Origin of the sequence: Desulfovibrio fairfieldensis (assembly GCF_001553605.1) — a bacterium.
GTDB classification, from domain to species: domain Bacteria; phylum Desulfobacterota; class Desulfovibrionia; order Desulfovibrionales; family Desulfovibrionaceae; genus Desulfovibrio; species Desulfovibrio fairfieldensis.
Map to the genome: position 1 here is coordinate 2890105 of NZ_CP014229.1, position 14555 is coordinate 2904659.

The window sequence follows — 14555 nt, forward strand, 5'->3', positions numbered from 1 at the left end:
TGCGTTGCGTGCGCTCAATCCTCAAAACGCAGGCGCTGCAACGTTCCGGCGCGCGCGGCCAGCAGTTCGGCCACCACGGACACGGCGATCTGCCGCGGCGTCTCCGCGCCGATGGACAGGCCGATGGGACAGCGCACCGCCGCCAGTTCCGCGTCGGGCACGCCCTGGGCGCGCAAAAAGGCATAGACCTGTTCGCGCTTGGATTTGCTGCCGATCATGCCGATGTAGGCGGCGTGGCTGGTCAGGGCCTGGGCCAAAGCCTCGCGGTCAAAGCTGTGCCCGCGCGTGACAATGGCCACGTAATGCCGCCGCCCGATGCCGCAGGCCTCCACCAGGTTTTCAAAACCGGGCAGGGTCAGGCAACGCCGGGCCATGGGAAAACGCGCCGGATCGGAAAATTCCGGACGGTCGTCAACCACGTCCACCACAAAGCCGCAGGCATGGGCCAGGGCCGCCACCTCCAGCGAAACGTGGCCGCCGCCGCAGAGCAGGAGCACGGGCGGCGCGTCCAGGGGCTCCACATAGACGGAGCGCTCCCCGAGGCTGATCAGCCCGGCCTTGTTTTTGATTTCTTCCAGCAGGGGGATTGCCGCGTCCAGGTCCGTGCGCACCGCGCCGGAGGCGGCCAGGGCCGCCCAGTCCTCCGTACCCGCCGCCGGTGTTTCCGGCAGGGCCGCCAGATGCAGCCGGCGTTGCGGCAGGCTCTCGCGGCTCACATCCACGATCCAGGCGCCCCGGCCGCCCTCGCGCAGCACCTGCGCGGCCAGGGCGAACAGCCGGGCCTGTTCCGGCCCGAGCGCTTCGCAGAGCACCTCCATGCTGCCGCCGCAGATCATGTCGCTGGCCGGGCTCAAGCCGGTGAGATCGCAGGCGACGCGGGCGGAAATGCCGCTTTCCAGGCTTTGGCGGGCCGCTTCCACGGCGCGGGCCTCCAGCGCGCCTCCGCCCACCGTGCCCTCCAGACCGGCCGCCGTGAGCAGGGCGCGGGTGCCGGCGTGACGCGGGGCCGAACCCCGGCTGCTGATGACGGTCAGCAATACGGCGGGAATCCCGGCGGCCAGCAGCACGGCCAGGCGCTCTTCCAGGCAGTCCTCGCCCGCCGGGGAGGGGACATTTTCCGGAACGCCGCCGCGCGGCGTTTCCGGGGCCGGATCAGGCGGCGTTTCCTTTTTGGAACCCTTACGCATCGCCGTCCTCCTTCACATAGCCGCAGCCCTTGACCGGGCAAATGATCTTGACCCCGTCCCGGCTCTTTTTCTCCACCAGGTAGGGTGAGTCGCAACGCGGGCACGGGCCGGGCACGGGCTTGTCCCAGAGAGCGAAATCGCACTGGGGATACTGGTCGCAGGAGTAGAAGATCTTGCCGCGCTTGCTGCTCTTTTCCACCAGGCTGCCCTTGCCGCAGCGCGGGCAGGGCACGCCCGTGGAAAAGGGCGCGGCATAATCGCAGGCCGGATAGCCCGTGCAGGCGATAAAGCGGCTGCCGGTGCGCGACTTCTTGATCACCAGATCCTTGCCGCAGCGCGGGCACTGGCCCACCTTCTCATACTGCGGTTTTTCCTGGGCCACGGCTTCCACCTTGCCGTCCTCGGTACGCGCGAAATTGCTGGTGTAGCGGCATTCCGGATACGCGGAACAGGCCAGGAACGCGCCCGCCTTGCCGAATTTGATCAGCAGGGGTTTGCCGCAGTCCGGGCAGGGCAGGTCCGTGGGCATGCCGCCCTTGAGGCTCTGCATATTCTTGGCCGCCGCGTCCAGGGTGGGATTGAAGTCCGCCGCGAAGGCGCGCATCAGATCCACCCAGTTCCGGCCGCCCTCGGCCACCTTGTCCAGCCCTTCCTCCATCTGGGCCGTGAACCCCACGTCCATGAGCTTGGCGAAGTGCTCGGTGAGCTGGCGGCAGACCACCCGGCCCAGGTCCGTGGGCACGAAATGGCGCTCGGCCAGATGCACGTAGTCGCGGTCCTGCAGAGTGGAAATAATGGCCGCGTAGGTGGAAGGGCGGCCGATGCCCAGCTCTTCCAGTTCGCGCACCAGGCTGGCTTCGCTGTAGCGGGCCGGAGGCTGGGTGAATTTCTGTTCCTTTTCCAGCTTGTCCAGGGTCAGGGCCTGCCCTGCCTTGAGCGGCGGCAGCTCGGCGTCGGCCTCTTCCTTGCCGCGCGGCAGCACGGCCAGAAAACCGGGGAAGAGCAGGCGTTCGCCCTTGGCCCGCCAGAGCGTGTGGGCGCAGGCGATCAGGGCCGCGGTGTCATGGAAGCGGGCCCCGGCCATCTGCGAGGCCACGAAACGCGACCAGATCAGGCGGTAAAGATTGTACTGTTCCGGCGGCAGGTGGGGCTTGACCATGTCCGGGGTGACGGTCACGTCCACCGGGCGGATGGCTTCATGGGCGTCCTGGGCTCCGCCCTTGGCCTTGTAGATGCGGGCCTTTTTGGGCAGATGGTCCTGCCCGAAGGTCTGAACGATGAAATCTCGGGCCGCCTGGCGCGCCTCGTCCGCGATACGCGTGGAGTCGGTACGCATGTAGGTGATCAGCGCCGTGAGGCCCTTGTCGCCCAGTTCCACGCCTTCATAGAGGCGCTGGGCGATATTCATGGTGCGCTTGGCCGTGTAGGAAAGGCGCTGGTTGGCCGCCTGCTGCAGGGTGGAGGTGATGAAGGGCGGCTGGGGCGCCCGCTCGCGCTCCTTTTCCTCCACGCTTTCCACCACAAAGGGCTTGCCCTTGAGCGCGGCCTCCAGCGTGTTCGCCTGTTCCGCGTTGCTGACGACGGCCTTCTTGCCGCTGACCTTGACCAGTTCCGCCTTGAACGGCGGCGGCACGTCGGCGGACAGCAGGGCCTTGAACAGCCAGTATTCCTCGGGCTTGAAGGCTTCGCGCTCGGCCTCGCGCTCCACGATCAGACGCAGGGCCACGGACTGCACGCGCCCGGCGGAAATGCCGCGCTTGATGGTTTTCCAGAGCAGGGGCGAAATCTTGTAGCCCACCAGGCGGTCCAGCACGCGCCGGGCCTGCTGGGCGTCAAAAAGATTGACATTGAGGTCGCGCGGGTGCTCCAGGGCGTCCTTGACGGCTTTGGCCGTGATCTCGTTGAACTGGATGCGCTTGATGTCCTTGGCCTTGTCGCGGATCAGCTCGGCCACGTGCCAGGCAATGGCCTCGCCCTCGCGGTCCGGGTCCGGGGCCAGGTAGACCGTGTCTGCCTTGGCCGCGGCGGCGCGCAGTTCGCTGACCACGTTCTTCTTGTTCTCGATCACCTCGTAATGGGGCGCGAAATCGTTGGCCTCGTCCACGCCCAGGGAACTGGAAGGCAGATCGCGCACATGGCCCACACTGGCCTGCACCGCATACTGCGGCCCCAGGAATTTTTTGATGGTTTTCACCTTGGCCGGAGATTCCACTATGATCAGCTGTTTGCCCATGCGCCGTCCTTATCCGGACGTCCGGCGGCCCCGCAACGGGGCTTCCGGCGTTCCGGGTTCATTGCATTCGTTATTGTAGGGGCAAGATACGACAAAAGTTCGCGGCGTCAAGTGCGGCGGCCCGACGGAATCTCCGGCCGCCCTGTTTTCCCGCGCGGTGGACAGGGACGTTCATCTGGGCTAATGAGAGACTACCGGTCGGCCCGGAAATCTTTCCGCTCCCGGCCGGAAAGGATGTTGTATGCGCGCGTTCCGCAAGTCATGCCGCCATGTTTTGCCCCTCCTGACGTTGGCGCTCTGTTGCCTGCTGGCCGCCTGCGCCGGGCGCCAGGCCGGAGACGCGGGAACCATGCCGGACGGCACAACGGCCCACCCCCCCGAAGGCTCCCAAGGCCCCTTCGATCCGTTGCCGCGCGTGGCCGTCAAGAGCGGGCAGAGCGTGCACGTGGCCGTCAGCGGCGGCGAGCCCAATCTGAACGCGGACCTGCAATCCATGCTCACGGCTTACATCCAGAGCGAGCGCGGCCTGGCCCCGGCCGACGCGGCGAAAGACGCCGACATCCTGGTGCGCGTGCGCATTGAGGATATTTACCCCCTGGGTTCCAAAAATGAGCCGGTCAGCGCGGGCAAAGCCCTGGGCGGGGCGGCCACCGGGGCCATGCTCGGCATGCTGCTGGGCGGCGCCGTGAACGTCAACGGCCGCAGCGGCGCGGGTTGGGGCGCGGGCGGCGGCGCGTTGCTGGGCCTGGGCGTGGCCCTGCTGGACAGCCACGGCAAAAGCAAGGTCTGGGGCATGCGGGCCAGGGTCGGCATCAGTCCCGACGGGCGCGAACCCGCCGAAGCCGACATGCGCCAGGTGGCCGTCAGCGCCGAGGGGGCCGACATGGGCCGCGAGGACAGCCTGCCCGCCCTGGAAGACAAGCTGAGCCTTGAAGTGCTCAACGCCCTTGCGCCCTGAAAATGTCGCCTGACATCGTCCCCCGCCGCGACGGCTTTGCGACGCGGCGTTCTCCGGACACCCGCGCCGGACGATATGCGTTTGGAAGGGCGGATTGCCTCCGGCAAGCCGCAAACCGTACTTTTTCGACGGACCGTGAACAGAACGGCCCGCCGCATGCAAGGAGCCATATGCCCATAGCGCGATTGTTTCTTCTGCTGCTTCTGGGTCTGAGCCTGCTTCCGCTCAACGCCTGCGTCCGTCAGCGCGACGGCGACGCCGGAGAGGTGGAGGTATTGCGCTCCGGCGCGTTGAATAGGGCCGGGGACGAGGACATCCCCAATGTGGCCTACGTGAACGTGCGCGACATGAGCAACCGCGTTTTCCATCTCGGTTCCCAGGCTGAAGCCTGGCTGGGCCGCAAGGGCTTCACCGTGACCGACAATCCCAGCCAGGCCGGGTATATTGTGCAGATTTCCGTGCTCGCGGCGGGCCCGGTGGACCCGGACAGCCTGCGCGCGGTGGTGGACGCCGGATATGACGGCCCCTCCAAATTTTCCGGCACGGGCGGCACCGCCCTGCTGGCCGACGTGCTGCTTGTGCAGCGGCGCGTGCCCAGCGCCCGCCGTCCCAGCCGGGCGAACCTGAAAAATATTTCCAACCGCAATGCCGTAGCCAGCAGCCAGATGCGCCTGGGCCTGCTGGTGCGCCATGACATCCGGCTGAAAGCCGGGCTCCCCCCCTATTTCGCGGACGTGCTGGCCCGGGAACTGAGCACGGCCATCAGCGCCGCCGACGGCGAAGCCGGCGCATCCCCGCCCTCCTCCGCGCGCTGAACGCGCGTAAGGCACCTGCCTGGGTTCAAAATGGTTTCCGCTGCAACTGCGGGGCCGTTTTGTTCCGACATGTTAAAATTAGTCCTTTTGTCCCTAAGAGAAGAACCTTTTTATCCGTAAAGAAAAGGTAAACCCATCCGGCCATGGCGACCTCCGCGGAGCTTCGGCGTTTGCTCGCGGTCGTGCTGTTCGTCTCATGGATATATATTTTCAATAGTGAGAAGGCGCTATGGAGAGAGAGAGAGAGAGAGAGAGAGAGAGAGAGAGAATTAAAGATCCATAACTATTATAAGGAGATGCCATGTTAGCCTGGTACCGCCATCTGCGCATGACCCCCAAAATTGTTCTTCCCGTTACCATCGTGCTGGTGGTGATCCTGAGTTTCCTCACCTGGCAGATCCAGTCCAAAAGTTCGCAAGCTATCGAAAGCGTCGCAAAAAGAGAATTGTCCGCTCTGGCCGCGCAGAACGGCAACTTCGTCCGCAGCCTCCTGAACATGGCCGTCAACGAGGCCGGCGCTCTGGCCGACAGCCTGGAACAGAGCCTGAAAAAAGGCGTGATTCCTTCGCGGGAAACCCTGATGGCCATGGAAGAAGGCCTGCACCTGGGCAATCCCGAACTCTTCGGCTGCGGCGTCATGTGGGAACCCAACGCCTTTGACGGCAAGGACGAGGCTTACCGGGGCGTGCCGGGCAGCAATGCCGAAGGCCGCTTCCTCTCCTATTCGTCCGCGGGCGCGGCAATCACGGATTTGGGCGATCAGCTTGAAAAATCCTATTATACCGTGCCCAAAAAGACGCTGGCGCCCTATCTTTCCGATCCCTATCCTTTCACGGTCAACGGCAAACCCATTCCCATGTCCACAGCCTCGTATCCGATTATCGTGGACAACGTGTTCCGGGGCACCGTGGTGGTGGACCTCTCTCTGGCCAAGCTGGAAGAGATAATCACCGGCATTGCCGTTTATGACAGCGGCTACGCCGGCCTTATCACCGATCTGGGCCTGGTGGTGGCCCACAAGTCCAAGGACCTGGAAGGAAAAAACCTGTTTGACATCAACAGGTTCAATGATCCCACGGCGGCGGCCAAGGCATTCAAGGCCGGCAAAGCCTACACCGAAGAAGTCAACACCAAGGAAGGCCGGGTCTTCCGTTATTATCAGCCCATTACCATCCGGGGCAGCAGCCAGCACTGGTACCTGGCCGTCATCGCGCCCATGGACGAGGTGCTGGCCCAGGCCAATTCCATCAGCCGGATGACCATCGCCCTGTGCGTCGCCACCCTGGTAGTGCTGTTGGTGGTGATCTTCCTGCTGATCCGCTCTTCCGTGAAACCCATCAACTATCTGGCCAGGACGGCGGAAATCATCGCGGACGGCAATCTGGAACAACCCATTGAGGACGAGCGCTTCGGCGGCGAAGTGAAGATGCTGAGCACCTCCCTGAAAAAGATGATTGCCTCCCTGGTCGAAGGCATCAAAAAGGCCGAGGCCCTTTCGGCTTCCGCCCAGGAGGAATCCCGCAAGGCCCAGGAGGCCATGACCCAGGCCGAGGCCGCGAGCAAGGAAGCGCAGGCCAAAACCCAGACCATGCTGACGGCCGCCGACAAGCTGGAGGAAGTGGGCAACGTGGTTTCCTCGGCATCCAGTGAGCTGTCGGCCCAGATCGAGCAGTCCGACCGGGGCGCGGCGGAATCCGCCCAGCGCCTGTCCGAAGCGGCCACGGCCATGAACGAAATGAACGCCACGGTCCAGGAAGTGGCCAAAAATGCGGGTTCGGCCTCCACGGCCTCCGCCGATACCAAGGAAAAGGCCGAGGCGGGCGCGCAGGTGGTGGCAAAGGCCGTGCGCAGCATCGAGCAGGTCCACCAGATGTCCCTGGAGCTCAAGGGCGACATGACCCAGCTCAATGAGCACGCCCAGGACATCACCAGGATCATGGGCGTGATCTCGGACATCGCGGACCAGACCAACCTCCTGGCCCTGAACGCCGCCATTGAGGCCGCCCGCGCGGGCGAGGCCGGTCGCGGCTTCGCCGTGGTGGCCGACGAGGTGCGCAAGCTGGCCGAAAAGACCATGGCCTCCACCAATGACGTGGGCAATGCCATCAAGGCCATCCAGGAAAGCACGGCCAAGAGCATGACCGGCGTGGACAATGCCGTGGAACGCATCGGCGAGGCCACGGAACTTGCCAGCCAATCCGGCGCGGCCCTGGAGGAAATCGTGGCCACCGTGGAGACCACGGCGGACCAGGTCAATGCCATTGCCACGGCCAGCGAGGAGCAATCCGCCGCCAGCGAGGAGATCAACCAGTCCATCGTCCAGGTCAACGACATGTCCCGCCAGACCGCCGAGGCCATGGCCGAGGCCGCCAGGGCCGTGTCCGACCTGGCCGCCCAGGCCCACGGCCTTACGGAACTGATTGAGGCCATGAAGAAGGGCTAAACGCTTACGGCACCCTGTCTTTTGCGCCCCGCCGGAGTTCTTCCGGCGGGGCTTTTTTCTTTCTTCCGCCCTGTCGGCAATTTGTCGCGCGCCGTCCCGGCCCTGCGGCCCCCCGCCGCGCGAGGCCCGTGCCACGGCATTTGGCGGGCATTGGCACTGTACTTGCTTCGTTCTTTTCGCGCGGCAGGCCCGAAGCCCGTCTTCATTCGCCGCCGCAGGAGGAAGAGCATGTCACAGTCCGCATGGTTGATCCGGCCCCCGACCGAGCAGCAGCAAAATCCGGCTTCCGCCGCGCCCCAGCGCCGCGCCCCGGCCGCCCCGACCACCCCGGCGGGCGGCGGCGTCTCGCCTTTTGCCGCCCTGATGGCCGGCCAGGAAAAAAAGGGCGCGGACAAAAGCGCCCTTGTGGCCGCCCGGCCGGAGGAAACGGGTACCACCCTGCAATTGCGCAATCCCGTCCTGGCCGGACGCTCGCCCAGCGATCTCATACGCGCTCAGACCTTTACCAAGGCCCAGGCCGATCTGCGCCAGACCCAGGCCATGGAAGGGATGATGCAAAGCGTTTCCGGCGGGGATTCGCCCCTGGATCTGGCCCGCAACATGGGCATGGCCCGGCATCTGCGCAGCATGACCAACACCTTTGAAGGCCGTCTGAACGGGCTGAGCGTGGGCGATTTCATCCATACCCGGTCCGGCGCGGGGCGCGGACGGCGCGCTGCGGGCCGGACTCAGGAAAATGACGGGCTGGGCCAGCTTTCCGCCCGCTTCGAATCCGGCGGCGACGGCGTCGCGGCCATCGGCTATGACCGCAACGGCGGCACGTCCTACGGCAAATACCAGATCGCCTCGCGCGTGGGCAGCATGAAAAATTTCCTGGAATTCCTGGACGGCGAGGCGCCGGACATTTCCCAGCGCCTGCGCAAAGCGGGCCCGGCCAACACGGGCAGCCGCCGGGGCGGCATGCCCGACGCCTGGCGCAGCATCGCCAAGGAACAACCGGAGCGCTTTGAAGCCCTTCAGGAAGGCTTCATCCGCGAGAGCCATTACAAACCCGCCGTGGAGGCCATTGCGGAACGCACCGGCCTGGAAGCCGACAAGCTCTCACCGGCCATGCGGGAAGTGATCTGGAGCACCGCCGTGCAGCACGGCCCGGCGGGCGCGGCCCGCATTTTCGACCGGGCCGACGACCTCAGCGGCAAGCCCACGGACCCGGCTTATGAGCGCAAGCTCATCAGCAATGTCTACAAACTGCGCGCCGGGCAGTTCGGCTCCTCCACCGACGAGGTGCAGGCGGCGGTGCATAACCGCTTCCGGCAGGAAAAGACCCTGGCCCTGAACATGCTGGACGGCGGCGGGCGCACCGCCCTGGCCTGAGGCGCGGGGGCGGTACGGCATGAGCGTTGACGTTCTGCTTCTCAACCTGACCCGTTTCGGGGACCTGCTGCAAAGCCAGCCCCTGATTCAGGACCTGCACGACAGCGGCCACCGCGTGGGCCTGGTCTGCCTGGACAATTTTGCCGCCGCCCTGCCTCTGCTGCGCCATGTGGGCGCGGCCTGGCCCCTGCCCGGCGCAAAGCTCATGGCCGCGCTGGACCGCCACTGGCAGACGGCGGCGGCCGCCCTGCTGGATCTGGCCCGGCGCATCCGCGAGGAGGCCCGGCCAAGCCGGGTCGTCAATCTGACGCCCAGCCTGCCGGGCCGCCTGCTGGCAAAACTGCTGGCCCCCTCGCCGGAAGCCGTGCTGGGCTTCGGCCTGGACGCCGAAGGTTTCGGCGTCAACCGCGGCATCTGGTCCTCGTTTCTGAGCGGGGCCACGCTGCGCCGCCTGAACGCGCCCTTTAATCTGGTGGACATGTTCCGCATGGTGGGCGCGCCCCTGTACGCCCCCGGCATTGCCGCGCGTCCGGGGCTCTTCAGCCTGCAAACGCCCCCGGCGGAGGCCCTGGCCCACGCCGACGCCCTGCTGGCCGAGCCCGAAAATCCGCCCGAGGGCGGCCATATCCAAGGATTTGTGGCCCTGCAACTGGGCGCCAGCGAGGCCCGGCGGCAATGGCCCACAGCGTATTTCGCGGCCCTGGGCGACCGGCTCTGGCGCGAGGCGGGCCTCTGCCCGGTGCTGCTGGGCGCGCCCGCCGAAAGCCCGCTGGCTCAGGAATATGCGGCCCGCGCCAGCGCTCCCTTCGTCAATGCCGTGGGACGGACAAACATCCCCCAACTAGCGGCCCTGCTGACCAGAACGCGCCTGCTGGCCACCAACGACACCGGCACCATGCACCTGGCCGCCGGTCTGGGCCTGCCCTGTCTGGCCTTTTTTCTGGCCACGGCCCAGCCCTGGGACACCGGCCCCTATCTGTCCGGCTGCTGCTGCCTGGAACCGGCCCTGCCCTGCCACCCCTGCCCGTATAATCAGGCCTGTCCGCACGACCAGGTCTGCCTGACGCGCATCAACCCGCGCCGCGCGGGCGATCTGATTCTGGCCCGCCTGGAAAGCGGGGACTGGCAGGCGGGCCTGAGCCCGGAACTTTGCCGCGAAGCCCGCGTCTGGCTGACGGAAACCGACGAGTTCGGCTTCGCCCGCGTGCGCAGCCTTTCCGGGCATGAACGCGAGGACCGCAGCCTCTGGCTCAACCGGCAACGCCTGTTCTGGCGTCACATTCTTGACGACCTGGAAAGCACCACGGACGGCGCGACCGCCCGCCCGGCGCGGGCGGAAGCTCGGACGCCGGACGCCCCGCCCTGCTCCCCGGCCTTTGCCGCGCGGGTGGCCCCGGTACTGGACCAGGCCGCGCGCCTGCTGGACATGCTGGCCGAACAGGGACGCCTGACGGGCAAATCGTCCAAGGCGGGCCAACTTTTTCTGCTCAATTGCGAGCGCTTGCAGAATCTTCTGGATGCCTGCCCGCCACTGGCCTCCCTAGGTTATTTCTGGCGCGAGCTGCGTCAGGAGCGCGGCGGCCGCATGGACGAGCTGCTGCGCCTTGTGGATCTGCTGGCCGGGCATCTGCGGCGCTGGGCCGCAAGCATGGCGGTTTGAACCGCAATCCTTTGTAATTCCTGATTTGGCACATGCCTTGCAGTATCAAAGGCACGCAACATATCGGCAAATAATTCCCCGTGGGGAGCAAGGAGGGCTGTATGATTATTGTTGACGGTTGCAAAAGCGATAAGGAAATTTCCAACTTCGCCAACCTGGAAGAAGTACTGACCAATCTTATGGACGACGAAAAAATGGATGACCGGGTGGTCACCGATGTTTTCGTGAATAATGAAAGTTTTTCGGAAATCTACCCCCACCAGGCCGAGGATGTGTCCTGCGACACCATCACCTCGGTGGAGGTGCGCTCTGTGCCCGCCGCCGAACTGGCCGTGGACATGTCGGCTGAAATGGGCAAGGTGGCCCGGATGATGGGCAGCGGCGCGCGCAATGTGGCCCGCCTGTTCCGCGAAGCCTCGGACACCGACGCCCTGGAGCTGTTCCAGGATCTGCTGGACGTGACCCGCGACTTCATGGGCATGCTCGGCGTGCTGCGCGAGCGCTATCTCGGCGGCGCTGATGAGGAATTCACCCGCAAGGCCGAAAAACTGGCTGAGCTGCTTTCCGAAATGAGCGACGTGCTGGAAAACGAAGACTGGATTCTGCTGGCCGACCTGCTGGAATACGAATTCCTGCCCCTGTGCGATGAATGGCAGGAAGTCAGCGGCCATCTGCATGAACAGATGGTCAAACGCGTCGCGCAATAAACGCTGATGTTCAAAAAAATCCGTCCGGAACGGGCCGGGGCTGTACATGCCCGGCCGCCCAGGGGCGGAAAAAAGGAGTGCCCATGAGTCAGGGACTATGCCTGTTAGACGAGGCTTTGGATCTTGCCCGCCAGGAAATGCTGGCGCTGGAGGACGGAGCCTATGACAGGGCAGTGGAACTGGCGGAGCGGCGCAACGAGGTCACCAGCATGGCATGGCATGTGCTGGAATCCGGCAGCACCGACCAGTACCGGAACCGCCTCATCGAACTCACCCGGCTCCAGGAGCATCTGGCCGACCTCGCCGCCAAGGCGCAGGAGGTCATTCGCACAAGCCTGCAACGCTCGCGGCGGGAAAAACAGCGCATGCGGGGCTACCATCAGGCGGTGGGCCAGGCCCTGCAATAAATCGGCACCATGCAACGGGAACAGTGACGCCCCGGCCTCCAGACGGAAGCCGGGGCTTTTCGCGCGGCAACGGCTGACGCAACGCGCCCAAAGTCCCAGGGGCATTCCGCCGGATAAGGTATTCCGGGCCCTGCGGGCACAGTGGCTTTACGCCTCCCGGCGTTTGGGCCGCCTGCGCGGCGCGCGGCAGGGGGCCGGGGACGGCTGTCCCCAGGCCCCCTACAACCCCCTGCCCCTGCTGTACGCCGCAGCGCGTTAGCGCGGCGTCCCACGGGTCTTGCTCGCGGGGCTCGCTGCGCCCCGGAATCGCCGCGCGTCAATTTCCGGGAGCGAAAAACGTTTTGACTCCAGGCCCAGCCGCCAATGGCAATTGCGCGGCGCGGAGGGAGACCGCCTGAGCGTAGCAAAGGAAGCTCCCGCAGCAAAAGCCGCGCTGCCCTCGCAGCTCACGCGGAGGAAAGGGGTTGCGCGCTAGCCGTTGCCGCGCCAGCGGCTTGCTTGAGCCGTTCACGACGAGGTCGTGTTACGGATCAAGACAGCAACGACAGACGGCCCAAACGCCGGGAGGCGTAAAGCCACTGTGCCGCAGGGCCCGGAATACCTCATCCATACGACAAGCCCACTAAAACTAGGCTCTGCCCTCATTATCACTCTGGCTGCGGGCGGGGAACGGATTGCCCCTGCCCGCCCCGCCTTGCTTTATCCCAGGCCTTCGGGCATATTTCCGGCAGGTGCTGATAACACCTTTCCCTAGGCGGACCCGCCGCCGACACACGCGGGGTTGCTCTTGCGCTGCAAGTGCAACCGTCTTTCCGCGTACGCTGATGGGATGGCCCCGCCCGTACAAACGGGCTATGCATAGGTTACTGTAAAACCCTTGCGAGGAGACCATCCCATGAAGAGCGCTACCACCATCGGCATTGATCTGGCAAAGAACAGCTTTTCCCTCTACGGCGTTGACGATAAAGGCAAGACGGTACTCAGCCGTACTTTGACCCGGGCCGGGGTCGTACGCTTTTCGCCAACTTGCCGTCCTGCCTTGTCGGCATGGAAGCGTGCGCATCCTCGGATTATTGGGCCAGAACCATCGAAAGTCTTGGGCACGAAGTCCGCCGCATCCACCCCCAGTATGTGAAAGCCTATCTGCTTGGCGCGAAAAACGACACCAATGATGCGGCTGCTATCTGCGAAGCCGTGCAGCGACCCAACATGCGCTTTGTGCCGCACAAATCCCCGGAGCAGATTGACATCCAATGCATACACAGAACCCGGCAGGGATACATCAAATCGCGCACGGCTTTGGTAAATCAGGCCAGAGGGTTACTGGCCGAGTACGGCATCATCATTCGCCAGGGTATCAGCGCTATCCGAAACCAACTGCCCTTGATTATCGCCGACGAGGAAAACGCCCTTTCGGGCCTTATGCGCCGTAATATAGCTTCACTGTATGAATCCATATGTTTCTTCGACAGCCAGATACTTGAGCAGGATAAGCTGCTCAAGACCGTGGCCAAAGAGAACGAAGCTTGCCAGCAGCTCATGCAGGTGCCGGGTATAGGCATCATGACCGCTACAATTCTGCTGACTGTTGCCGGTGTCGCTTCAAATTTCAAAAACGGCAGGGAATTTGCCGCTTTCTTGGGCCTTGTGCCGCGCCAAAACTCCACAGGCGGCAAGACCAGGCTTTTGAGCATTTCGAAACGGGGCGACTGCTATATCCGAACCCTGTTTATTCACGGCGCGAGGTCGGCGATTACTCGCATTCTCGCCGGACAAACGCCAAAATATCGGCCAAACCCCTGGGTTATAGAACTCATCGCCCGGCGAGGAAGAAACAAGGCCTGTGTGGCTATGGCGAATAAAACAGCGCGGATAGCGTGGAGCATGCTTGCCCAGGGCACTGAATACAGGCATGCCGCATAAAATAGTGTTTGCCATGCCGCATGCATCCCGGCTTCTTTTTGCGTGAGCCGCGCGCATGCGGCCCGCCAAACACTAACGGCATAAAAGCTTTCCCAAGGTTGCCAAGAAAAAGAGATGGAAAAACGGTCGGACCGGCTTTCGGAAAACCTGAACTCCCGACTGGCGCAATGACGCCGATACGCTGTAGAGGAACGAAAGCGCGTATACCCCATCAGGGCGCTGCCAACACAGGCTGACGCCGAATATATGTTTGCATCCGACAAAAAAACCATATCTTTTTTCTTGACTTCAGGGCGGGGCCATATATGTCGGGAGTGCGGTGAATACAACACCTCCTCGTGGGGGAATAAACCCGCTGTCCTAGGGCAGTTATCAGCTCCCGGCAATTGCTTTTCGGCAATCGCCAACCAGCTACGCCGGAGAGCGCCATGTCTGAAACGCCCGCCCCATATGGCTTCCCGCCACAAAGAGATTTTGCCTCGCAATACCGCCGCGTTTTTGAGGCCGCCGCGTGCAAGACGCGGGCGGAACTGGCTGTTGCCCTGGGCATCCGGCTATCGGCCGTTTCCGACGCCGAGCGGCGCAAGGCCGTGCCGTCCGATTGGCTCATAACGCTTTTTGAGAAAAAACGGATCAATCCTGAATGGGTACGCACGGGACTGGGCGGCAGAATGGCGTGGACCACGGACGAAATCGGCGTCAGCCCCGCTTCCGCCGCCGTCACAAGCAGACCGGCGACGGAATGCACGACTGAAGACCTGATGGCGGAAATTATGCGCCGCGCGTTGAAAAGCGTCGGCCAGGGCCTGTTGACACTATAGAATTTTTGTTCGCCCGCAAGGAAGATA

Annotated in this window: 11 protein-coding genes and 1 pseudogene; 10 read left to right on the forward strand and 2 right to left on the reverse strand. The window is 64.2% G+C overall.

What is annotated here, in order from left to right; all coding sequences use genetic code 11:
* Positions 1-14: 14 nt before the first annotated feature.
* A complete protein-coding gene (locus AXF13_RS12210; protein WP_062253610.1) occupies positions 15-1187 on the reverse strand; it encodes an XdhC family protein in 1173 nt (390 codons plus the stop codon).
* Complete coding sequence (topA, locus tag AXF13_RS12215; protein ID WP_062253612.1) at positions 1180-3420, reverse strand: type I DNA topoisomerase; 2241 nt, start codon at positions 3418-3420, stop codon at positions 1180-1182. Before topA ends, AXF13_RS12210 begins: the two co-directional genes overlap by 8 nt.
* A gap of 241 nt (positions 3421-3661) precedes the next feature.
* Between topA and AXF13_RS12220 the strand changes: the two genes are divergently transcribed.
* The 10 genes and pseudogenes from AXF13_RS12220 (at position 3662) to AXF13_RS12260 (ending at position 14528) form a co-directional block, all read left to right on the forward strand.
* A complete protein-coding gene (locus AXF13_RS12220; protein WP_062253614.1) occupies positions 3662-4378 on the forward strand; it encodes a hypothetical protein in 717 nt (238 codons plus the stop codon).
* A 170-nt stretch (positions 4379-4548) separates the two neighbouring features.
* A complete protein-coding gene (traT, locus tag AXF13_RS12225) occupies positions 4549-5193 on the forward strand; it encodes a complement resistance protein TraT (RefSeq protein WP_062253616.1) in 645 nt (214 codons plus the stop codon).
* A gap of 170 nt (positions 5194-5363) precedes the next feature.
* The gene (locus AXF13_RS17165) at positions 5364-5501 is read left to right on the forward strand and encodes a hypothetical protein (protein ID WP_190276353.1); all 138 of its coding nucleotides are present in this window, start codon (positions 5364-5366) and stop codon (positions 5499-5501) included.
* Positions 5495-7636, forward strand: coding sequence for a methyl-accepting chemotaxis protein (locus AXF13_RS12230; RefSeq protein ID WP_062253618.1), 2142 nt, complete (start codon positions 5495-5497; stop codon positions 7634-7636). Before AXF13_RS17165 ends, AXF13_RS12230 begins: the two co-directional genes overlap by 7 nt.
* Positions 7637-7864: 228 nt before the next feature.
* Positions 7865-9010 (forward strand): VgrG-related protein, encoded by a 1146-nt coding sequence (locus AXF13_RS12235; RefSeq protein WP_062253620.1) that lies wholly within the window; start codon positions 7865-7867, stop codon positions 9008-9010.
* Between the two features lie 19 nt (positions 9011-9029).
* Positions 9030-10670, forward strand: coding sequence for a glycosyltransferase family 9 protein (locus tag AXF13_RS12240; RefSeq protein WP_062253623.1), 1641 nt, complete (start codon positions 9030-9032; stop codon positions 10668-10670).
* Positions 10671-10771: 101 nt separating this feature from the next.
* Positions 10772-11377: a DUF8043 domain-containing protein gene (locus tag AXF13_RS12245; RefSeq protein ID WP_008683340.1), complete on the forward strand. Its 606-nt coding sequence runs from the start codon at positions 10772-10774 to the stop codon at positions 11375-11377.
* Between the two features lie 83 nt (positions 11378-11460).
* Positions 11461-11784, forward strand: coding sequence for a hypothetical protein (locus AXF13_RS12250; protein WP_062253625.1), 324 nt, complete (start codon positions 11461-11463; stop codon positions 11782-11784).
* 895 nt (positions 11785-12679) lie between these two features.
* A pseudogene (locus AXF13_RS12255) lies at positions 12680-13707 on the forward strand (IS110 family RNA-guided transposase).
* Positions 13708-14135: 428 nt separating this feature from the next.
* A complete protein-coding gene (locus AXF13_RS12260; RefSeq protein ID WP_062253627.1) occupies positions 14136-14528 on the forward strand; it encodes a helix-turn-helix domain-containing protein in 393 nt (130 codons plus the stop codon).
* Positions 14529-14555: the final 27 nt, after the last annotated feature.

Coding starts and splice junctions, on each gene's coding strand:
- AXF13_RS12210 (WP_062253610.1), bottom strand. CDS start 1,187: ATGCGTAAGGGTTCCAAAAAGGAAACGCCGCCTGATCCGGCCCCGGAA.
- AXF13_RS12220 (WP_062253614.1), top strand. CDS start 3,662: ATGCGCGCGTTCCGCAAGTCATGCCGCCATGTTTTGCCCCTCCTGACG.
- AXF13_RS12235 (WP_062253620.1), top strand. CDS start 7,865: ATGTCACAGTCCGCATGGTTGATCCGGCCCCCGACCGAGCAGCAGCAA.
- topA (WP_062253612.1), bottom strand. CDS start 3,420: ATGGGCAAACAGCTGATCATAGTGGAATCTCCGGCCAAGGTGAAAACC.
- AXF13_RS12260 (WP_062253627.1), top strand. CDS start 14,136: ATGTCTGAAACGCCCGCCCCATATGGCTTCCCGCCACAAAGAGATTTT.
- AXF13_RS12250 (WP_062253625.1), top strand. CDS start 11,461: ATGAGTCAGGGACTATGCCTGTTAGACGAGGCTTTGGATCTTGCCCGC.
- AXF13_RS12240 (WP_062253623.1), top strand. CDS start 9,030: ATGAGCGTTGACGTTCTGCTTCTCAACCTGACCCGTTTCGGGGACCTG.
- traT (WP_062253616.1), top strand. CDS start 4,549: ATGCCCATAGCGCGATTGTTTCTTCTGCTGCTTCTGGGTCTGAGCCTG.
- AXF13_RS12245 (WP_008683340.1), top strand. CDS start 10,772: ATGATTATTGTTGACGGTTGCAAAAGCGATAAGGAAATTTCCAACTTC.
- AXF13_RS12230 (WP_062253618.1), top strand. CDS start 5,495: ATGTTAGCCTGGTACCGCCATCTGCGCATGACCCCCAAAATTGTTCTT.